Raw genomic sequence first — 20,152 nt, forward strand, 5'->3', positions numbered from 1 at the left:
AAGCAATGATCCAGCCTCCCGAGACCGCGAAGAAGCCGACCGAACGCGTTCAGCACGGCGACGTGTACATCGACGACTACGAGTGGCTCCGGGAGAAGGACGACCCCGAGGTGCAAGCGCATCTGCACGAGGAGAACGCGTACACGAACGCGCGCACCGAGAACCTGTCGCTGCTGCGCGAGCAGATCTTCGAGGAGATCAAGGGTCGCACGCGCGAGACCGATCTGAGCGTTCCCACCCGCGAGGGCGACTGGTGGTACTACACCCGCACGGTCGAGGGCCAGCAGTACGGCATCCACTGCCGCGCCCCGATCGCTTCTCCCGACGACTGGGAGCCGCCCGCCCTCGACGAGCACGCGCAGGTCAACGGGCTGCCCGGCGAACAGGTGCTGCTCGACGACAACGTCGAGTCGGAGGGGCACGACTTCTACTCCCTCGGCAGCTTCGATGTGAGTGCCGACGGCACACGACTGCTCTGGGCCGTCGACACCGAGGGCGACGAGCGGTACACGATCCGCATCCGGTCGCTGGTCGACGACGGTGCGGTGTTCCCCGACGAGATCGCCGACACGGGCTCGGGCGCGCTGTTCGACGGCAGCGGCGACTACGTCTTCTACACGACGGTCGACGAGTCGTGGCGACCGGATACCGTCTGGCGGCATCCGGTCGGCATCGGCCCTACGGTGGAGTCCGACGGATCGCGCGCGGACGCGAAGGTGTTCCATGAGCCCGACGACAGGTACTGGGTCGGTGTGGGGCTCACCCGCAGCCGCGACTTCCTCGTCATCGAGCTCGGCTCGAACATCACCAGCGAGGCCTGGCTGTTGCGCTCCGACGACCCGACCGGCGAGTTCACCGTCGTGTGGCCGCGCAAGGAGGGCGTCGAATACGACATCGACCACGCGATCGTCGCCGGACGCGACCGGCTCCTCCTCGTGCACAACGACGGCGCCGTGAACTTCGAGCTCGTGAGCGTGTCGGCGGACGACCCCCAGGGGCCGAGGCGCACGCTGCTTCCCCACAATCCCGACGTGCGGCTGGAGAGCGTCGACGCTTTCCGCGACTTCGTCGCTGTCGAGTACAGACGGGACGGGCTCACGCGCCTGGCCGTCGCCTGCATCCCCGAGAAGGATCGCTCCGACGACGACACCCTGCACGAACTGCACTTCGACGAGCCGCTCTTCACGGTCGGCGCCGGCGGCAACCCCGAGTGGACGCAGCCGACCCTCCGCCTCGGCTACGGCAGCTTCGTCACGCCGTCGACCGTCTACGACTACGACGTGCGCACGCGCGAGCTGCTGCTCCGCAAGCAGCAGGCCGTGCTCGGCGAGTTCGACCCCGCCCTCTTCGAGCAGCGCCGGGAGTGGGCGACGGCGCAAGACGGCACGCGCATCCCGATCTCCCTGGTCTACCGGCGCGACCTGGTCACGCCGGGCGAGCCGGCGCCGCTGGTGCTCTACGGCTACGGCTCCTACGAGGCGAGCATGGACCCGTCGTTCGGCATCCCGCGCCTGAGCCTGCTCGACCGCGGCATCGTGTTCGCCATCGCCCATGTGCGCGGCGGCGGTGAGTTGGGGCGGCTCTGGTACGAGCACGGCAAGAAGCTGCACAAGAAGAACACCTTCACCGACTTCGTCGACAGCGCACGGCACCTCATCGACACAGGGTGGACGGCGCCCGACCGTCTCGCGGCGCAGGGCGGAAGCGCCGGCGGCCTGCTGATGGGCGCGGTGGCCAACCTCGCGCCGAAGTACTTCTCCGGCATTCTCGCGGAGGTGCCGTTCGTCGACCCGCTGACCAGCATCCTCGACCCGTCGCTGCCTCTCACGGTGATCGAATGGGACGAGTGGGGCGACCCGCTGCACGACCCCGAGGTCTATGCGTACATGAAGTCGTACTCGCCGCTGGAGAACGTGCATGAGACGCGGTATCCGCGCATCCTCGCCGTCACGAGCCTCAACGACACCCGCGTGCTCTACGTCGAGCCGGCGAAGTGGGTGGCCCGGTTGCGCGAGGTGGGGGCGGATGCGCTGCTCAAGGTCGAGATGGCGGCCGGGCACGGCGGCGTCTCAGGGCGGTACTCCGCCTGGCGAGAGCGTGCGTTCGCCTACGCCTGGCTCGTCGACGCGGTCGGCGCGCATCCCACCGGCGAATAAGCGAGGTCGGGTCAGCCGAGGTCGTCGGGGTCGCGGCCGGTGCGTTCACCGGTTTCGAGCCCCGCGATGACTGCGTGGTCGGCGGTGTCGAGCTCGAATCCGAACACGTCGAGGTTCTGGCGGATGCGTTCGGGCGAGACGGACTTCGGGATGACCACGTTGCCGAGCTCGAGCTGCCAGCGGATCACGATCTGAGCGGGGGTGACCCCGTGTTTCACGGCGAGCGCGGCCAGCGGCTCGTTGCCCAGGATGCGCCCCCGGGCGAGCGGCGACCAGGCTTCGGTGACGATGCCGTGCTCGCGGTCGTAGTCGCGCACCTCGTGCTGCGGCAGCCACGGATGCAGTTCCACCTGGTTCACGGCCGGAACCGTGCCCGACTCGCTCGCAAGACGGTCGAGATGGTGCGTGTGGAAGTTGGCGACGCCGATGGAGCGGGCCCGTCCGTCGTCGCGGACCCGTTCGAGCGCGTGCCACGACTCCACGTACCTGTCATGCTGCGGGGCGGGCCAGTGGATGAGGAACAGGTCGACGATGTCGAAGCCCAGGCGGTCGACGCTGGCGTCGAACGATCGCATCGTCGAGTCGTAGCCGTTGTCTGTCCACCAGACCTTGGTGGTCACGAACACGTCGTCGCGAGGCAGTCCGCTGCGGCGCACCCCTTCACCCACGCCACGCTCGTTCTCGTAGAAGCTCGCGGTGTCGATATGACGGTATCCGGCCTCCAGGGCGGTGAGCACGGCGTCCGCCGTCTCGGCCTCCGGGATCTTGTAGACGCCGAAACCGAGCTGCGGGATGCTGTTGCCGTCGTTGAGTGCGAGGTTCGGCACCCTGACCGCGCTCACGGTCGAGGCGCTTCGGGGCCGGAGGGCGGTGGCGGGGTCGGTGCCGGACCCTCCGGCGGCACGGGCGGCGGCGCAGGCGGGCCCGACGGCGGCGCAGGCGGGCCGGACGGCGGCGCGGGCGGGCCCGGCGGCGGTGCGGGCGGGTAGACCTGCCCCTGCCCGGGAACGGGCTCGCCCGGGTAGTGGCCCCCGGATCGCTGGCCACCGGCGAACGGCGGCCCAGGATAGGGCTGAGCCGGGAACTGCTGGGGCGGCTGCGGCGGATGGCTCGCCGGTCCGCCGGGGCCGGTCGGTCCGGCTGGGTGGTAGGTGGGCGACACCGGGACGACGGGCACGTAGCCGGGCACCTCGTCGTCGGGTCGGTCGAAGCGCGCACCGTACGGGTTCGGTGAGAGGAGGGTCATCACGAGCAGTGCGATCCCGCCGAGGTAGGGCACGAGGCCGATGAGGATGAGCCAGCCGCTGAGGTTGACGTCGTGCAGGCGTCGGGCGAGAAGAGACAGGCTCGGCACGAGCGTCGCCAGCCACCAGAGGAGGAGCAGCGAGCCGCCGACGTAGATTCCGGGCCCCGGCTCGGAGCGCCCGTCGGCCGTGACCGTGGCTCCGGCCAGCCCGCCGCCGAGGGTGACGATGAACAGCACGAACAGCACGACCGCCTGCGCGAGCTGCCACCACCAGTACTCGGCGCGGCTCGCGCGCCCGTCGAACCGGGCGTACTTCGTCCAGAACCGTGAGAACGCGACGCCCAGCGGGGCGTCGTAGTGCGGCGCCCACAGGGGCACCCGTGCTTCGCCGCTCGTGGATGCAGGATGTCCGGAATGTGAATCGGTCGGAGCCAAGAGAACCCCCTCGTTGGGCTGCTTGCGTTCGCGGGCAAGCCTAGTCCCGGCGCGCCCGCCTGGGCTGGAGACCGCCCGGCCCGTGGGGGTTCACGCTGTCGTTCCGGTGGCGTACAGGTGTTACCGAACACAAGGAGGACACCATGACAGTGGACGGAAAGAAGATCGCGTTCGTCGTCGCGAAAGAGGGCATCGAGCAGGCGGAGCTGGTCGAGCCGTGGCAGGCCGTGAAGGATGCCGGCGGCACCCCCGTGCTCGTGTCGGCCGAGGCCGGCGAGGTGCAGGCGTTCAACCATCTGGACAAGGGCGACACGTTCCCCGTCGACGTGACGCTCGCCGACGCATCCGTCGCCGACTTCGACGCGGTGATGCTGCCCGGAGGCGTGGCGAACGGTGACGAGGTGCGCACGCAGCCCGAGGCGGTCGCCCTGCTGTCGTCGTTCGCGGAGGCGGGAAAGCCGATCGGAGTGATCTGCCACGGCGGCTGGGTGCTGATCGAGGCCGACATCGTGAAGGGTCGCATGCTCACCAGCTGGCCGAGCCTGCAGACCGACTACCGCAACGCCGGCGCCGACTGGGTCGACCGGGAAGTGGTGGTCGACGAGGGTGCGTTCACGCTCGTCTCCTCGCGCAAGCCCGACGACCTGCCGGCGTTCAACAAGGCGTTCCTCGAGGCCCTGGGCGGGGGCCCGAGCATCGACTGACATCCATCCAGTCCGCTCGCACCCAGCCAGCAGCACGGACCGCTTACCGGCTGGACCTGGTCAGCTTGCCGCACCCGCGGGTATCAGGTCGTCGGCTTCCCGGGTGACGCGCTGCGACTTGCCCTGCGGGTCGATGTGGCCGCTTCGCCGCTCATCGTCCGAGCGCTCGAACACCGCCCACATGCGGATCTCGTCACCGTGCCGAGAATGGAACTCGATCCCGTTGACGAGCTCATTACGGTCATGGTCGCGGAGGTCGTAGACCCAGTGCGCGATCGAACGCGTGAGCACTCGATCGCGGGCGTCCTTCAGCAAGCCGCTGTCGACGTCCGCCAGCGCGATGTCGTGGCGGTCGAAGCGATAGCCGGTCTTCAGCGCGGCGATGCTTTCGGAGTGCGTGATGAAGCAGTACCGCCCTGACTGCTCGGCTTCGCCATACCTCCGGCCGTTCAACCAGGAGTACCCGACTTCGCCGCTTCCGCCTTCGGCGTGCACGCCAACGCTGGCGTCGTCGTCATCGAAGTCGTCGAGCTCAGTCTCTAGCCTGCTGGAGAGCTGCAGCTTCGCCAGCACTTCCAGAAAGCACCCGCGCAGGCTGTCCGAGGTGTAAAGGGTCCGGAACTGGCCCAGTTGGTCGTCCCAGCGCCTAGAGCACTCTCTCAGGCCTCATGACACGGAAACGCCCCTGCATCGCTACGTCGACGACTGCGACCTCCTCGCTGATCTCGACCGCTCCACCGTCGCTGTGCGCCCGCCTGAGGCGTTGAGGACCGGCGATTGACTAAAGCCCCCTCGCCAAAGGGTCCGAAAGACTACCAAAACCGTCAGCGCCGCCCGGGACGAGCCGCTACGAGCCCAAGCTCGTTGGCGTGCCGCCGCGATCGTCGGCCAGGAGCCGATCGACTACATCGTCTTCAACATCCTGGCCTCCAGCCATAGTTCATCAACGTCTCCCGGCTCCTCTCAACGCGATCACCGACCAGGTGCTTCCGCAGCCTGGGATCGATACGCTGCGATCGCTGACCTCGCGGCCTCTCCCCACGCACAAGGTTCAGTCTCGCGGTGAGCTGTGCCGGAATCGATCGGCCTGCGTATGTCAGTGGTAGCACCCGTCACTGGTGCCAGGGACGGTGGGGACAGGTGACCCATATCCGAACGCGTTAGATACCCAGCATCGACTGGGAGCTGCGACCCATCTGCGATTCTCATTGAGGATGGCGCGCGAGCCTTCGCGGTCCCAACCGCCCGGTGGCGCTCCGTTTGTTACGCCCATGCAGTCGGTAAGAGCAACTCCGGGCACTATGCAGCTCCCGTCATTGACTTGCTGAATACTCGATCCAAGTCGGCTCGAGGTGCTATTCCCCCTGGAGGCAAGGATCGTGATGAGAACGGTGTATTTGGTCGGGGCAAACGACGGAATTTCATGGGGATAGCGCATCCCGATGGACATCGAGTTTCGGCCGCAGGAGTCGAAGATGTCGTTGTAGTCAGCGTAGGCGCTCACGGCACTCTTCAGGTTCGATTGCCCGGCTGTCACGCCCCATGCCGGGTATGCATAGTTCTTGGCAATGAATGCGTCTTTCCCATTATGAGAACCCGAACATCCGATGTCGCCGGGAAGGCGGGTTCCGGTTGCGTTATTGAAGAGGTCCATCTGGAACTCCAGGCCAAATCCCGGATAGGTGTTCATGGGAGAACTTCCGTTGCCCCAGTACGCGTACTGCCGGAACTGGAGTGTCGTGCTTGACGATGGTTCAATGTCGACTTCGACCGTATTGGGCCGCCATCCGACACCAGTGCTTCCACGAGGCTCTATAGCCGTTGTGCTTGATTTGCCAGAGGGGACGCTTCCGGCCTCCGCTTCAGCCCACTCGCGGAGTTGATCGGCAGAACTTTCCTCTTTTGTCGGTGCAGCAACGGCCTCGGGCAGTCCGGTTATGACCGCTGCCTCATCGGGAATATCGGCGAGAGTGCCGTTTGCATTTACAGGGCGTTCGATGTTTCGAATCCATCCCACAGCTTGAGGTGATACTCCAAACTCGCCTTCGAACCACTCGACGAACTCGGCTGCCGTGAGGTCAGGGGTCAGCGTGTATTCGGCTTCGGCTGTTGGGTTCTCCACCCGGACACCCGCGATCGAAACGCCACGATCGCTCGCGAGTTGCACCGCTTCTTCGACCCTAATGGGATGGTCAAATGGGGCGACAACGCGCGTCATTGGAGGAAGCGTTGCGGGGTCGATTGCAGCCCTGCTCGATGCATTCGAACCGATCCGACCGGCAGCGGTGGACTTTGTTGCCGCGGGGAACGCGAGGACGAGAACGAGTGCGATTACGGCTACGGTGGCGCCCGCGGTCATTGTGCGATTGAACATAAGAATCCTTCTGTGTTCGTGTCGTCAGCAGCGGACGAGGAGCTTGGCGGGATCGGTCATGGCAGCTGGCCCGCCCAGTGTCGTGACAGAGGTCACTCCACGCGCAGCAATCGACATGGCTGTCTCAGCGGGGATACAAGTGCCCGGAACCAGGTACAGCGGCGCGTTGTTCTTGCCGGCAAGCACTGCGCCAGTAAGGGCATCAGGGAAGGCCAAAGACGTCGCGATGTACGCCGAGGTCGCCGATAGAAAGTAGTCGTCATTGACAATCCGCGAGGTGTCCTGACGCTGCGGGCCGCCTAGCCGCTCCACTGTAAAAGAGGAACTCAGGCCCGCTTCAATTCCCGCTGAAACGGCGCCGATGCCACCCACGATCTTCACTTTAGTCACGCCGAGACTGGTGAGAGTGCCGATAGTCGCTGCGTCTATCGAAGACAGCCCGCCGTTCACAAGAATGATTGGTGCTCTACGTGCCGCAGCCGCCGCACCGGCCGAGAGTGCGTCTGGGAAGGTCATTCCGTTGGCCACGTATGCGGTGCTGACGTTGCCGAATGAGGCCGCGACCGTGCGTGACACCACAAACCTGTCTGCGCCAGCGATACGGGTGACTGGCGCAATAGTGCCCAGCGTGGCAGCGACGCCAGGCGTCACCACAGCTTCTCCGCCGACGATCACGATTCGGTTGGGGTGTAAACGATCGATTTCTGCCTTGACCACAGCCGGAAGGGCATCAGTGTTCGTGGTCAGGAGAGGACCACCGAATTTCGCGGCCGCGGGCCCGGCAGAGAGAGCGTCCGGAAAATCGACGCCGGATGAGACGTACACGACTGGCGCGGTATCTGGGTACGCTGCCCTTGACTGTGCCGCGGCACCCTCAAAGCGGTCGACACCCCAAATGCGGTCCGTCGCTGCAACCGTCAGATTTCCGGTCACTGGAGTGGACTTCGACCACTTCCCCCAGCTAGCGACCGCGGAATACCCATAAATTCCGGGCGCAAGCGTGTTGGTCGAGATCGACCATGATCCGGTCGCTGACACGGTCGTCATAAGCGGGTTCGGCACTCCCGCGAGGGTTACAGTCACCGTGTGGTTCGGGCCGCCGAAGGGCAGCGCCCCGGACAGTTCGCTTCCGACGACTACGTTCCCGTTGCTGGTCGCGGCCGGGATGATGACGGGTTCGACCTTGACGGCTGGCTCCCAGAGGTTGTTGAGAACACTTAGCGCTGACGGCCGCCCAGCCGAGCTGCGGAAGGAAAGAAATGACGTGTAGGGCTTACTCATCGTCTGGTCACCCGTAGCGCAACTGTCCGCCCAGGTTGCTCCTACCACCATGCCAACTAGAGAGTTCCCCACGAATCCAGGGCCACCCATCTCTGCCTTCGTTGAACAAAGGTCAGTGACAATCTGCTCGAAGTTCACCATTCCCTCACCGGCATAGCCTGGGACGACGTCGAGGATTTTCCCGCAGGTCCAGCCGGTCATGTCCGCGGATTTGCAGATCGTCTGACCCTTCTCTGGTGCGATCACATCCCGCACAATCTGTGGCGCCGTGGCGAGCGGGGCACCAGCACCATTCCCCCACGTCAAGGCCTCAGGGGCTGACGAGGTCGCGGTCGATGATGCGTCGATGAGGCCGATTCCGTCGGGCTGCCAAAGCCCGGTACCTACTACCGCGTCTCCTATGGTCACGCCCGTCGACGTTGCGCTACCGCCCGCGACCGGGCGCGATGAGAGCTCGTATGCCGCTGTCGTGTCAACCTTGCGGTCCTTGCACCAGCCCGCTGTTAGCGCCTGGGAAGCGCCGTCGCTCAGTTTGTATCCGGTGGCAGTAATGGCGCAAATGCCGGGCTCTCCATCCGGAGAGGCTCCGCCAATCGGCTGTCCGCCCCGAAGAATCGGCGGCTCGCCTGCCGCCTGAGATTCTGTTGTGACTCCCGAGAACACCGCAACCACCGCTACTAGTGCACCGACGGTCATGCCGGCAAGCATTCTTTGTCTCACGACTCGATATCCCCCATATGAAATAGCTGTTACTCGACTGAGTATTCTGTATGAATACACACCGAACCTAGCCCCCGATCGGGGCACCTACGCGGGGCTTGCCCGCTCTAGAAGCCCGATCCCATGGGCGGCGCGAATTCGTCGTTGTTGCTGCCGCCGTGACGCGAGACGTCTGGAAAGAATTTCGTGGACGGACGTCGTTCCTGAGGTCGAGGTCCCTCGCGGATCTGCTCCGTGTTCGACACTGCCCAGGCAGATCGGTCGAGGAAGCGCACGTGACTCATTTGAAGGCGCGGGTCGACTTCCGAAATTCAGGTCTCCTGCGTTCGGCGCGCCTTTGGTCTGATCATCACGGAGGTCACTCCCGCTGCGAAGCCGGCAATGGCCGAGCCGTACGTTATGACAGTCTCCGGATAGCTGCCCACATGTGATTGGACGGTGCCGTCCTGGCCATCGGCGCGTGGCCAGTCGCAGACGCTGCCGAGAGGCCAAAGCGACGTCGATTCCCGCACTGCGGAATTGCTTTCGCTTACGCGCGCGCCAGCCGGCGGGGAACCGTAGAGTCGGCAAGGATTGTGCAACGCGACCTCCAGTTGCACCACGCCCATGCATCCCGCGACCGCAAGAAGGACCACACTGACGACAATGAGCAGCGCTCGCACTGGCCCCCCTTGAATTCCGTATTGGATCGCGTCAATGGCGGTGATCCATAGGTCATAGAGTAGCCACGTCATTGGGCTTGAACGTCATCCGAAAGGTTGATCGGCGAGCCTTGGATATTGACCAAGGCCATCCGGGTGCGGTTCCCGGTCCCCTCGAGGCGATCGTGAAGCCGAGACCCGCGCGAGCGGACACGTCGATTGCGTCAGGAAATGCGCCCTCCGCTGAGCACACATCGCCCCGCAGGAGTGATGCGGACAAGTGGCCGTTTATTTCACCGCTCGCCGGGCGGGGCGGAGCGTGACGAATGTGCGAATATGCCTGTCATGGCATAAATCGCGATCCCCCCCCTCGTGATCGTCGCGCTCGGAGTGATCGTCCATCAGCACACCGACGGCTGGACTTGGGAGAGTCACTGGCTGCTAGTGACGAAGTATTTCGCCCGTCGCCAAGTGATCTACAGCGGCGCTCAAATAGAGTCGAACACTGACCTCTGGGCGATCAAAAACAGCTTCATGATCGACGGTTATCACCTCGGGGAAGCCTTCTCTCACCAATCTTCATTGCGGGAGCAGGTTGCGAGGACTGTGGCGAACAGCCTCGAACTCCAGCTCTGCCGCGACTACGCCAACACTTGGAAGCATTTCAATCGGAATAGCAACGCGCGAGTCGCCCTACATCTGGGAGGACGGTGATTCGGCAACGGCGGACACTTCGTGGCGATTGCCTACCGGCTTCGAGATGATCCTCAGTCGTCGACGCTCTCGCAGTCGCTCGTGCCGCGTGGGAGGCATGGCGTACCTTCATGAGTTCAAACGGCTTAGCCGAACCGACTGGTCTAACGCAGCCATACTTAAACACGATTATCGGCCAGGCCCCTCCTGGATGAACTAGACGACTTCAACTAACTTCTCGTATTTCGTCAGAGCGTCCCTTTGCCGATGCGCGTACGGGGACGGTTGGTAGCATCCTCGGATGCGGAATCTCGATTGGGACGGGCTGCGCAACGTTCGCGACCTCGGCGGCCTGCCGACGCCGCTGTCACCGACCGGTAGGACGATGGCGGGCCGCATCGCCCGTGGTCCGCGGTGCGAACTCCTCACAGCCGCCAGCTGGACTGCCGCAATAGGGTGGGGTCTGCTCTCCCTCGTGGACCCGCACAGCGCCGACGAAACGGCAGCACGAAGCTCCGAGCCCAATGCGCAGCCACCGGCGGATCTGGCGATCACACTCGCGCCGACCGAAGACCAGACACATCCGGAGTTCCGCTCAACCTGCTTGCCGATCCTCGACTCGCCGGAATACCGGCAGCACAACGTGTCCTGCCCGCGCTCGTCCGCCGCTCACTCGAAGTGATCGCCTCATCCGAACCGGGGAGTGCTCGTCCACTGCGCTGCTGGCCGCGATCGAACCGGCATGGTGAGCGCACTCCTGCTCGCGAACGCCGGCGTCTCAGCTGACGACACCTGGAGTGAGCGTTTCCTGGCAATGCCGTGAAGCCCCCTTGAGACTCTCGGCACTTCGCGGAAGGGTGGGACGTTCTTGGGATACGCAACTGAAAGGAGAGCACATGCTCACCCTGACCGAGAACGCCAGCACGATCGTCAAGACCCTCACCGGGCAGGTCGGCGAGACCGACGACGCGGGGCTGCGCATCAGCAGCAGCAACCCTCAGAACACCGCCTTCGCGGCCGCCGTGGCTCCCACGCCGGAGCCGGCCGACCAGGTCGTGGAGGTGTCGGGCGCCCGGCTCTTCCTCGAGAACGGCGCCGCCGTCGCACTGGACGACAAGATCCTCGACGCCCAGGTCGACGAGAACGGCGCAGTCAGCTTCGCGATCGGAGCGGTCGCGTAGCGACACGCCTCCGGCACGGCGACGGCCCCCGCACGCTTCGGCGCGCGGGGGCCGTTTCGCATCCGTTCGGCGCTCAGTACCCGCAGGACGAGACCACCGATCCGTACATCGCTCCATAACCGCCGAGGACGGTGAGCGAGGTCGTGTGCATCGAGAGCATGGCGGCGAAAGCGCTCTGCGGAGTGCAATCGCCCGGCGAGAGGAACAGGGGCGACTGCGTTCGCGCCGCGAGCACTGTTCCTGCCAGCGCATCCGGGAAGCTCTTACTGTTCGCCAGGTAGACGGTCGCAGCAGAAGGGAAGGTCGAGGTCGCCACGACGGCCGCCGTCTGAAAGCGGTCCGAACCTGCCGATCGACGCACAGAGATGCCATCACCAAGCGTGCGGACGACCCCGTCAGAGATGACGGACGCGCCGCCGACGACCGTCGCCGACCTGCTGTCGAGTTTTGCGAGTTCAGCCACCGTGTCGGCATCCGCCGTGCTGCGATCGCCCGGAATGAGCAGCACGGGACGGCCGGTGCCTGCCGCTGCCGCGCCGGCCGTCAGGGCGTCGGCGAATCCTGCGCCCGTCGCGAGAACGATTCGGGGTACGGCGGTGCCGAAAGCCTGCTCGACCACCGCCCTGGACGTCGCGTAGCGGTCGGCTCCCGCCACACGGGAGACGACGTGGTCGAAGGGAAGCGCCTCGAGGGCGCCGAACACAGCATCCGACACGGCGCCGGTACCGCCGACCACGACCACGCTCGCCGGATGCAACCGCACCAGTTCGGCGGTCACACTCTCGTCGAGCTTCGCGGGATCAGTGAGGAGGAGACTTCCGCCCGCCTCGACGGCCGCTGGACCCGCCGAGAGCGCGTCCGGATAGTCCGTCCCCGATGTCACGTATGCCACGGGAGCCCCCGCGGCCGCATCCGGGAACGCAGCCACGGAAGCCGCCACGGCGGTCTGATATCGGCTCGTGCCCTGCACGCGGTTCATCGTGAGCTGGCCGTATTCGCCCGCGATGGGATCCACCGTCTGCAGAACAACCAGCTGACCGGGTTGGCGCAGGGTCGTCTCCACGCCGATCCACTGGTTGATGTCGGCCACAGACATCTTGTGCGAACTCCCGGTGTCACCCGGAATCGTCTTCTGAGCTCGCGTCCATTGGTAGGAGACGGTCGCGTTGGCGGGCTTGTGCGACGCGGCGGTGTCCGTCGTGATCGTGGAGCCGACGGTGTGGTCGCCGGAGATGACGGGCCGATACGGCGTGCGCGATGGCGGTATCGTCACCGTCTTGCACGATACGTTGATCCAGCCGCCGTCAGGCATGGCCGCATCCAGATCCCAGACCTGCGCGCAGAGCTGCCATGTGCCGGGCAGAAACCTGATGGTGTCGGTCATCCACCCGTGATCGGCCCCGAGACCCGGATAGGCGTTGGCGATATCCGGCCGGGGAAGCGTGAACTCGTCGCCCTCAGCCCAACCGACCGTCTGTTTCCCTCCACCACCCGTGCGGGTCGCGACGAGTTCGACCGCCATGACCCAGCCGTTGCCGTTGGACGAACCCACGTTGAGGTTGGCGCCCCAGCCGGAGACTCGCAGCGTCGGGTTGATGTCGGCATCGCTCCAATAGACCATCTTGACGTCGTCGATGCTGCCGACGATCCGGGGATGTTGATCCAGATCGACCGCGGATGCCGGGGCGGCGATGGCTGTCGCCGTCAGTACGGCGACGGCGACAGCCATCGATGACAGAGTGATCGCGAGTCGACCGCGGTGCATGAAGAGTCCATCCTGACCCGTCCGCACGAACGATGTCGGCTCATCCTAGCCAGAACCGGGTCGGTCGGTATGCCCCTCGATCGCGGCTCAGCGAGCGGCGCTCACTTGCCGGCGAGGAGCCCCAGGCTGTCGACGACGCGGTTGGAGAAGCCCCACTCGTTGTCGTACCAGGCGACGACCTTCACGTGGCGTCCGTCGACCCGGGTCAGCGCCGAGTCGAAGATGGCCGAGGCCGGGTTGCCGGTGATGTCCGACGACACGAGCGCGTCCTCCGAGTATTCGAGGATGCCCGCGAGCGCACCGTCGGCAGCCGCGCGGTAAGCCGCGAGCACTTCGTCGCGGGTGACGTCTCGGGAGACCGTCGTGTTCAGCTCGACGATCGACCCGACCGGCACGGGAACGCGGATGGAGTCGCCCGACAGCTTGCCGTCGAGCTTCGGAAGAACGAGCCCGATGGCCTTCGCGGCACCGGTCGTGGTCGGCACGATGTTGACCCCGGCGGCGCGGGCACGACGCGGGTCGCGGTGCGGGCCGTCCTGCAGGTTCTGCTCCTGCGTGTACGCGTGCACCGTCGTCATGAAGCCGTGCTCGATGCCGGCCAGGTCGTCGAGCACCGCGGCCAGCGGAGCGAGCGCGTTGGTGGTGCAGGATGCGTTCGACACGATCGTGTGCGCGACGGCGTCATACGCCTCCGTGTTGACGCCGAACGCGAGGGTGACGTCGGCGCCGTCTGCCGGGGCGCTGATGAGCACCTTCGAGGCGCCGGCGTCGAGGTGGGCGCGGGCGGCATCCGCCGAGGTGAAGCGCCCGGTCGATTCGAGCACGATGTCGACGCCGAGTTCAGCCCACGGCAGCTGCGCCGGTTCGCGCTCGGCCAGCACCTTGATGCGGTGGCCGTCGACGACGAGGGTGTCGCCGTCCACGGTCACGGGGCGGCCCAGGCGGCCGGCCGTGGAGTCGAAGGCGAGCAGACGCGCCAACGCGGTCGGCTCGGTGAGGTCGTTGACGGCGACGACCTCGAGGTCGGTGTCGCGCTCCAGGAGCGCGCGCAGAACGTTGCGGCCGATGCGGCCGAATCCGTTGATGGCGATGCGGGTCATGAGGTGTTCTGTCCTTTCGGTTCCAGAACAGGATCGCTCGGTCGCACCGGCGCCGACAGCGGCGCGATGGACACTCTTCGAAAGGATCACGCCACTGGCGGCTGGTCGCTCCCCGGCCGGAACGTGCGCCGGTACTGACCCGGTGTCGTGCCCAGGATGCGCTGGAAATGCAGACGCAGGTTCGCCGACGTGCCGAGCCCGACATCCGTCGCGATCTGCTCGATGCCTCGCTCGGAGCGTTCGAGCAGCTCGCGTGCCAGGTCGATGCGGGCGCGCATGACCCACTGCATGGGCGTGTACCCCGTGTCTTCGACGAACCGCCGCGAGAACGTGCGCGGCGACACCGCCGCCTGCCGCGCGAGAACCCCCAGGGTGAGCGGGTCGCCCAGCCGGTGCAGCGCCCACTCCCGGGTGGCGGCGAACCGCTCCCCCAGGGGCTCGGCCACGCTGCGCGGAACGTACTGCGCCTGCCCGCCACTGCGGTACGGCGCGGCGACCAGGCGCCGTGCGGCATGATTCGAGGCGCTCATCCCGAGGTCACCGCGGAGGATGTGCAGACACAGGTCGATGCCCGAGGCGGCGCCGGCCGACGTCAGAACGCTGCCCTCGTCGACGAACAGCACGTTCTCATCCACCCGGATCAGCGGATGCTTCGCGGCCAGCGCCTTCGTGTAGTGCCAGTGCGTCGTGGCGCGTTTGCCGTCGAGAAGGCCGGTCGCCGCCAGCGCGAACGCGCCCGTGGAGATCGCGGCGAGGCGCGCGCCGCGGGCGTGAGCGGCGATCAAGGCGTCGAGAACGGCGCGCGGAGGATCGTCCCGATCGGGAAACCGGTAGCCGGGGATGAACACGATGTCGGCCCAGGCCAGGGCATCCAGCCCGTCGGCGACATGGTACGAGAGCCCGTCACCGCCGGTGACGAGGCCGGGCGCCGCTCCGCACATCCGCACCTCGTACGGCATGCTTTCGCGCGTGCTGAAGACCTGCGCCGGGATTCCGACGTCGAGCGGTTTCGCGCCCTCCAGCACCAGGACGGCGACGCGATTCAGACGGTTGACAGGCACGACGACAGGCTACGCGAGGGCTTGCCGGCCCGGGGTTCCATTTTCTTCAGCCCGACGTAGGATGCTCGTGACCGCCCCGGACCTTGGCGACCTCGAGCTGGAACGGTTGGTGTGAAATGAAGACGATCAAGACCAGGAACGGTGTGTTCCTGACCGGAAGCGAGCTCGCTGAGGCGGTGCTGCGGTACGCCGTAGCGCTCGGCAACCGTCATCGGGTGGGGTTGGTCGACATCCCTGTGCTCATGGCAGACGGGGCGTACGGCCGCGCGTCATTCACCGTCGGCTGGATGACAGAGACGTCGACCATGACCGCACCGGATGAGCCGGAGGAGATGACGGAAGAGGACACCGTTCTCGGGCTGTACGACAAGGCCGCGAACGACGGTGTCATCACGGCGCACGCCTTCAGCGCGGACGACATCGCCGAGAGCGATCTCGCCGTCTACCTCGACCCGGCCGACACCGCGATCTGAGAGGCTCAGCCGCCGCCGGTGACGCGCACGATCGCGCCCGACGTGTACGACGCGTCGTCGCTCAGTAGGTAGGAGACGGCGCCCGCGACCTCGTGGGGTTCGCCCGCGCGTCGCATGGGGATGCCGCCCGCACGCTCCGCCGGAGCATTCGGGCGCCCCGCGGCGGCGTGGATCTCGGTGTGCGTCGTTCCGGGAGACACGGTGTTCACGCGCACCCCCGCAGGGCCGAACTCCTTGGCCAGCCCGATGGTCAGCGCATCCAGGGCGGCCTTGCTCATCGCATACGGGATGTAGGTGTTCGGCGCCCCGCTCGTCGCGGCGCCCGACGAGATGTTGACGATGGCCCCACCCGCCCCGCCCTCTGCGGTGGACATGTGCGCGATCGCCTGCTTGCTGAGGATGATCGGCGCCAGATCGTTGATCGCGAACACGGCCCGAGACTCCTCTGGGTCGACGTCGAGGAAGTCGCCGATCATGCCCGTGATCCCGGCGTTGTTGACCAGCCCGGTGATCCGCCCGAAATGCTGGAGAGCGGCGGGGATGATGCGGGCCGCATCCTCCGCTACCTCCAGGTCTGCCTGAACCACGAGCACAGCGGCGCCCCGTTCACGGAGCGAAGCCGCGACAGCCTCGGCCTCGGCAGCCCCGACACGATAGGTGATCACGAGGTCGTGGCCGTCGGCCGCGAGCCTTTCGGCGATGGCGCGGCCGATGCCTCGGCTCCCCCCGGTGACGACGGTGACGGGTCGCGGTGCAGCAGGGTTACTCATGGTCCAACTGTAGGCGTGGTCGGTTCGCCGCTAGTCCCAGCGGACGACGAGCGGGTCGGCGGAGAAGTCGACGAGCGGTTCGCCGAGCGACGGACCGAAGAGCACCGAACACGTGCCCGACCGGCCGTTCTTCTCGCACTGCGCGGTCGTGTCGACGCCACCGATCGACTCGCCGCGCACGTTCAGAGGAGCGGTGAGGCTGTCGACCGGGGCGAGCGAGGCCAGCTTCGCCTGGCCGTCGGCGCTCAGGGTTCGGGTCAGTGTGCCGTCGACGAGTTTCGTGCCATCGCTGAGCGTCTCCGGCACGGTGAGCCCGCATCCCGCAGCCAGGCTCTTCGAGGCGAGGCACTCGTTCACCGCGGCGGTCACCGCTTGACGGAACGCAGCCTTGCCCTCGTCGGTGAGCGAGACCTTGAGACCGGTCAAAGACGGGCTCTCGAACCCGCCGGGCGCGATCACCGTCGCGTCGCCGCCGATCGCGAAGTTCGGGGTGGTCGTTGCGAGAGTGTACGCACCAGGGAAGACGACGATGGGGCTCTGCGACGACTCGACGCCGTTCACCGTGATGGCCAGCCCGGAGAATCTGTCGCCGAGGTCGATCGAGGTCGTGCCGCCGCCGACCTTCCAGTCGCCGTCGTCGTCGCGGTACGCCGAATAGTCGACCGTCACCGGGGTGTCGCCGATCGAATACTTGGCGAGCACGTGGGCGATCGTGCTCCCCTTGCCGGTGGGCTTGACGACCTTGATCTTCTTCAGCGGCGCCTTCTCGTTGGAGGCGCGCAGCACATCGGCGGTCAGGAGGCTCTTGTCGGCCGGCTCGTCGGACAGGAAAGTCAGAGCCTTCTTCGCGTCAGACGCCGCGAGCGCGGTGAGGTACCCCTTCACCGCGTCGGCGGCCCCTGCACCCGAAGCGCGGCTCACCGCTGGGACGATCGCGAACACGATGACGAGCACCACCACGACGATGACCGCCAGCACGCCGCCGAGGATGCCGAACAGCGCTCCGCGGCCCAACCCGCGGCGCGGCGGGGCGGGCGGGGCGGGCGGGGCGCCGTACGGCGGCTGGCCGGGCGCGGCGAACTGCGGCTGGCCGGGTTGCGCGTACTGCGGAGCCTGCTGGGGATACGGCGGCTGGTAGGGCGGCTGGCCCTGCGGCTGCAGTGGCTGTGCTGGGTACGGCTGCGGCTCCTGGGGCGGTTGCTGCTGCGGTGGCTGCGGTTCCTGGGGTTCCGGCTGCGGCTGTTGCGGTTGCTGCGGTTCCGGCTGCGGTTCCTGCGACGGGGTCGGCTCGGGGCGGTCGGTCATGGCTACTCCTTCGACGCATCCCCGTCCAACTCTGCGCTGCAGGGTGCTCTGCCACTCTAACGACGACGCTCCGCACGGCAACGGGGAGCACTGCCCATCGGCGTGCCACCCCGCGAACGTCGACAGAAAAGCGAAACCCCCGCTCGAAGCGGGGGTCTCATTTACTGTCTCAACCAGTGTGCGCCCGGAGGGATTCGAACCCCCAACCTTCTGATCCGTAGTCAGATGCTCTATCCGTTGAGCTACGGGCGCATGGCCTCGAACTGAACGCTCGCGGACCGGGTTAGAGCCTACATGATGCCGCCGACCACCGCCAATTCGCGACCACTCGTGGCAAAAGTGCACTTCGGGCGGCGCCAGCGGCACTTTTGGCACGAATGGAGGGGGGCGGCGGGCGGGAAGGAAGGAAAGAGGGAGCTAGGCGAAGACCTCGTCTAGGAAGCAGGCCATGGCACGCCAGCTGCGGGCGTCGGCGACGGGGCGGTAGCGGTCGGTGCCCGGGATGGTGAAGGCGTGGGGCGCACCGGAGTATGTGGTGACCTGCCAGTCGATGTGGGGCGCGGCGCGCAGCTCGTTCTCGAAGGCGGCGACCGCCTCATCCGGAACCACGGGGTCGGAGCCGCCGGTGAGCACGAGCAGGGAGGCCGCGATTCCGGCCGCATCGCTGGGATCGTGGGCGATGAGGCCGGCGTGGAACGAGACGACACCGCGCAGCGGAGCGCCGGTTCGGGCGAACTCCAGTGCGGCGGTGCCGCCGAAGCAGTAGCCGATGACCGCGAGACGAGCCGGGTCGACCGCGGGATGCTGCAGCAGCCAAGTGAACGCGGCGGCCACCCTGCTGCGCAGCAGGGGCAGGTCGCGATAGTACTTGCCCGCTTCGGCGGAGGCGTCGTCGCCGGTAGGGCGCACATCCGCTCCGTAGAGGTCGGCCGCGAACGCGACGTAGCCGAGGCGGGCGAGCATCTGGGCGCGCATCCGCACGTTGTCTCCGACGCCGTGCCAGTCGTGCAGGATGAGCACGGCCGGTCTGCGCTCGTCGGCTTGGACATCCCGGGCGAGGTAGCCCTGCAACGGGAGGCCTTCGTGGTCGTAGTCGACGGTCTCGACGTCGATGACGGAGTGCGGGCGGATGGGCACTTGGGCGAGCAGGGCCTCGTGCGCGGGCGACAGTGCGGGCGACGGGGTTTCGATGGTCACAACAGCTCCAGATCTCGGTTCGCAAGCGACGTCTGTCGCTTGCGGCCTGGCCTGCTGTGGCTCGACGCGGTGTGCGAATGCGCGGAGTCCCGTCGGGTGCGGGTCGGGATCCCACGAAATCACACTACCGCGGCTTGCACGCCCGCGCGACGGACGTACCATGAGCGCATGGCCACAGAGTTCAGCGACGAGAAGGATGCGAAGCGCTACGCGATGCACATCGACGGCCGGCTGGTCGGCGTTCTCGACTACAGCGTGCTGGGCGGCACGATCTCACTCACCCGCGCGTACACGGTGCCGACGGATCGCGGGCACGGCTACGCAGGGCAGCTCGTCGAGTTCGCGGTGAACGACATCGAAGCGAACACCGACCTCAAGATCGTGCCGATGTGCTGGTATGTCGCCGACTGGTTCGAGGCGCATCCGGAGCGTTCGCCGCTGCTGCAGCGTCGCGCCGGCTGACGCCCGTCACCCGTCCTCGGTGGCGCCTCTTCCGGATGCATCGACATCTGTCGCGGCGTCGAGGTCGAGACCGCCGGGCTCAGCCGACGTGGTCCGGCGCTGCCGGTGCGGACGGCGCCGGCGGCGCGGCGTGCGCTCCCGCCGATGCGCCCGCGTCGTGCGCGAGAGCCCGGGCCTTCAGGTGATCGAACTCGGCCTGCGTGATCGTGCCGCTGTCGAGCAGCGCTTTGGCCTTGGCGATCTCGTCGGCCGGGCTGGCGACGGCGACCTGCCGAATGTAGGTGTCGGTGGCCTGTTGCACTTCTCGCGCCTGCTTCTGGGCACGTTCGGCCATCCCGGGCCCGCGAGCGATCAGGTAGACCAGTGCGGTGAGGAAGGGCACGAAGATCAGGAAGAGGACCCACAACGCCTTCCACCAGCCGTTCAGCTTGTGGTCGCGGAACAGGTCTCCGATGATCGAGAACAGGGCGAAGAGGTACGCGATGAACGCGAAGCTCCAGAAGAAGATCCAAATGATGTTCCAGAAGTTGTCCCAGAATGACACGATGATCCCCTCCAGCTTCCGAGCGCGGATACGCCCGCTTGCGC

18 protein-coding genes, 1 tRNA gene and 1 pseudogene are annotated in these 20,152 nt (G+C 66.6%); 7 read left to right on the top strand and 13 right to left on the bottom strand.

The features are described 5' to 3' along the window. Positions 1-5 precede the first annotated feature (5 nt). Positions 6-2,156: a S9 family peptidase gene (locus ACFVWR_RS00650; RefSeq protein WP_387207116.1), complete on the top strand. Its 2,151-nt coding sequence runs from the start codon at positions 6-8 to the stop codon at positions 2,154-2,156. A gap of 11 nt (positions 2,157-2,167) precedes the next feature. Here the strand turns inward: ACFVWR_RS00650 and ACFVWR_RS00655 are convergent, their stop codons facing one another. Continuing rightward, positions 2,168-2,998 carry an aldo/keto reductase gene (locus ACFVWR_RS00655; protein ID WP_387207117.1) on the bottom strand — a complete coding sequence of 277 codons (831 nt, stop codon included), beginning with the start codon at positions 2,996-2,998 and terminating at the stop codon, positions 2,168-2,170. After that, positions 2,995-3,780 (bottom strand): DUF805 domain-containing protein, encoded by a 786-nt coding sequence (locus ACFVWR_RS00660; RefSeq protein WP_387207118.1) that lies wholly within the window; start codon positions 3,778-3,780, stop codon positions 2,995-2,997. The genes ACFVWR_RS00655 and ACFVWR_RS00660 overlap by 4 nt, the downstream gene beginning before the upstream one ends. 200 nt (positions 3,781-3,980) lie before the next feature. Between ACFVWR_RS00660 and ACFVWR_RS00665 the strand changes: the two genes are divergently transcribed. Next, positions 3,981-4,541 (top strand): type 1 glutamine amidotransferase domain-containing protein, encoded by a 561-nt coding sequence (locus ACFVWR_RS00665; RefSeq protein WP_387207119.1) that lies wholly within the window; start codon positions 3,981-3,983, stop codon positions 4,539-4,541. A gap of 60 nt (positions 4,542-4,601) precedes the next feature. Here ACFVWR_RS00665 and ACFVWR_RS00670 read toward each other — a convergent pair whose 3' ends face one another. From ACFVWR_RS00670 to ACFVWR_RS00680, 3 genes are all read right to left on the bottom strand, one after another. Beyond that, positions 4,602-5,114 carry a hypothetical protein gene (locus tag ACFVWR_RS00670; RefSeq protein ID WP_387207120.1) on the bottom strand — a complete coding sequence of 171 codons (513 nt, stop codon included), beginning with the start codon at positions 5,112-5,114 and terminating at the stop codon, positions 4,602-4,604. A gap of 523 nt (positions 5,115-5,637) precedes the next feature. Beyond that, the gene (locus ACFVWR_RS00675) at positions 5,638-6,900 is read right to left on the bottom strand and encodes a hypothetical protein (RefSeq protein WP_387207121.1); all 1,263 of its coding nucleotides are present in this window, start codon (positions 6,898-6,900) and stop codon (positions 5,638-5,640) included. A 39-nt stretch (positions 6,901-6,939) separates the two neighbouring features. Continuing rightward, positions 6,940-8,892 (bottom strand): cell wall-binding repeat-containing protein, encoded by a 1,953-nt coding sequence (locus tag ACFVWR_RS00680; RefSeq protein ID WP_387207122.1) that lies wholly within the window; start codon positions 8,890-8,892, stop codon positions 6,940-6,942. A gap of 1,037 nt (positions 8,893-9,929) precedes the next feature. On the opposite strand from ACFVWR_RS00680, the gene ACFVWR_RS00685 reads away from it, so the two are divergent. The 3 genes and pseudogenes from ACFVWR_RS00685 to ACFVWR_RS00695 all read left to right on the top strand — a co-directional run bounded on the left by ACFVWR_RS00685 (position 9,930) and on the right by ACFVWR_RS00695 (position 11,431). Next, positions 9,930-10,271 (top strand): hypothetical protein, encoded by a 342-nt coding sequence (locus ACFVWR_RS00685; protein WP_387207123.1) that lies wholly within the window; start codon positions 9,930-9,932, stop codon positions 10,269-10,271. A 280-nt stretch (positions 10,272-10,551) separates the two neighbouring features. Further along, positions 10,552-11,073 (top strand): annotated as a pseudogene (locus ACFVWR_RS00690) (tyrosine-protein phosphatase). A 73-nt stretch (positions 11,074-11,146) separates the two neighbouring features. Then, positions 11,147-11,431, top strand: coding sequence for a Fe-S cluster assembly protein HesB (locus tag ACFVWR_RS00695; protein WP_387207124.1), 285 nt, complete (start codon positions 11,147-11,149; stop codon positions 11,429-11,431). 73 nt (positions 11,432-11,504) lie between these two features. Here ACFVWR_RS00695 and ACFVWR_RS00700 read toward each other — a convergent pair whose 3' ends face one another. From ACFVWR_RS00700 to ACFVWR_RS00710, 3 genes are all read right to left on the bottom strand, one after another. After that, a complete protein-coding gene (locus ACFVWR_RS00700; protein ID WP_387207125.1) occupies positions 11,505-13,160 on the bottom strand; it encodes a cell wall-binding repeat-containing protein in 1,656 nt (551 codons plus the stop codon). Between the two features lie 137 nt (positions 13,161-13,297). Then, positions 13,298-14,296, bottom strand: a complete 999-nt coding sequence (gap, locus tag ACFVWR_RS00705) for a type I glyceraldehyde-3-phosphate dehydrogenase (protein ID WP_387207126.1) — start codon at positions 14,294-14,296, stop codon at positions 13,298-13,300. An 86-nt stretch (positions 14,297-14,382) separates the two neighbouring features. Then, positions 14,383-15,357 carry a GlxA family transcriptional regulator gene (locus tag ACFVWR_RS00710; protein WP_387207127.1) on the bottom strand — a complete coding sequence of 325 codons (975 nt, stop codon included), beginning with the start codon at positions 15,355-15,357 and terminating at the stop codon, positions 14,383-14,385. 116 nt (positions 15,358-15,473) lie between these two features. On the opposite strand from ACFVWR_RS00710, the gene ACFVWR_RS00715 reads away from it, so the two are divergent. Continuing rightward, positions 15,474-15,830 carry a hypothetical protein gene (locus ACFVWR_RS00715; RefSeq protein WP_387207128.1) on the top strand — a complete coding sequence of 119 codons (357 nt, stop codon included), beginning with the start codon at positions 15,474-15,476 and terminating at the stop codon, positions 15,828-15,830. Between the two features lie 5 nt (positions 15,831-15,835). On the opposite strand, the gene ACFVWR_RS00720 is transcribed toward ACFVWR_RS00715, so the two are convergent. From ACFVWR_RS00720 to ACFVWR_RS00735, 4 genes are all read right to left on the bottom strand, one after another. Further along, positions 15,836-16,600, bottom strand: a complete 765-nt coding sequence (locus ACFVWR_RS00720) for an SDR family NAD(P)-dependent oxidoreductase (RefSeq protein WP_387207129.1) — start codon at positions 16,598-16,600, stop codon at positions 15,836-15,838. A 30-nt stretch (positions 16,601-16,630) separates the two neighbouring features. Further along, on the bottom strand, positions 16,631-17,905 hold the full coding sequence (locus tag ACFVWR_RS00725; protein ID WP_387207130.1) for a hypothetical protein: 1,275 nt from the start codon (positions 17,903-17,905) through the stop codon (positions 16,631-16,633). 179 nt (positions 17,906-18,084) lie between these two features. Then, positions 18,085-18,157 (bottom strand) — tRNA-Arg (locus tag ACFVWR_RS00730). Between the two features lie 165 nt (positions 18,158-18,322). Further along, the gene (locus ACFVWR_RS00735) at positions 18,323-19,102 is read right to left on the bottom strand and encodes a dienelactone hydrolase family protein (RefSeq protein ID WP_387207131.1); all 780 of its coding nucleotides are present in this window, start codon (positions 19,100-19,102) and stop codon (positions 18,323-18,325) included. A 168-nt stretch (positions 19,103-19,270) separates the two neighbouring features. Between ACFVWR_RS00735 and ACFVWR_RS00740 the strand changes: the two genes are divergently transcribed. Next, positions 19,271-19,564: a GNAT family N-acetyltransferase gene (locus ACFVWR_RS00740; RefSeq protein ID WP_387207132.1), complete on the top strand. Its 294-nt coding sequence runs from the start codon at positions 19,271-19,273 to the stop codon at positions 19,562-19,564. A 79-nt stretch (positions 19,565-19,643) separates the two neighbouring features. On the opposite strand, the gene ACFVWR_RS00745 is transcribed toward ACFVWR_RS00740, so the two are convergent. Beyond that, positions 19,644-20,108: an SHOCT domain-containing protein gene (locus ACFVWR_RS00745; RefSeq protein WP_387207133.1), complete on the bottom strand. Its 465-nt coding sequence runs from the start codon at positions 20,106-20,108 to the stop codon at positions 19,644-19,646. Between the last annotated feature and the right edge of the window lie 44 nt (positions 20,109-20,152).

The organism is Leifsonia sp. NPDC058292 (assembly GCF_042880955.1).
Taxonomy (GTDB): domain Bacteria; phylum Actinomycetota; class Actinomycetes; order Actinomycetales; family Microbacteriaceae; genus Leifsonia.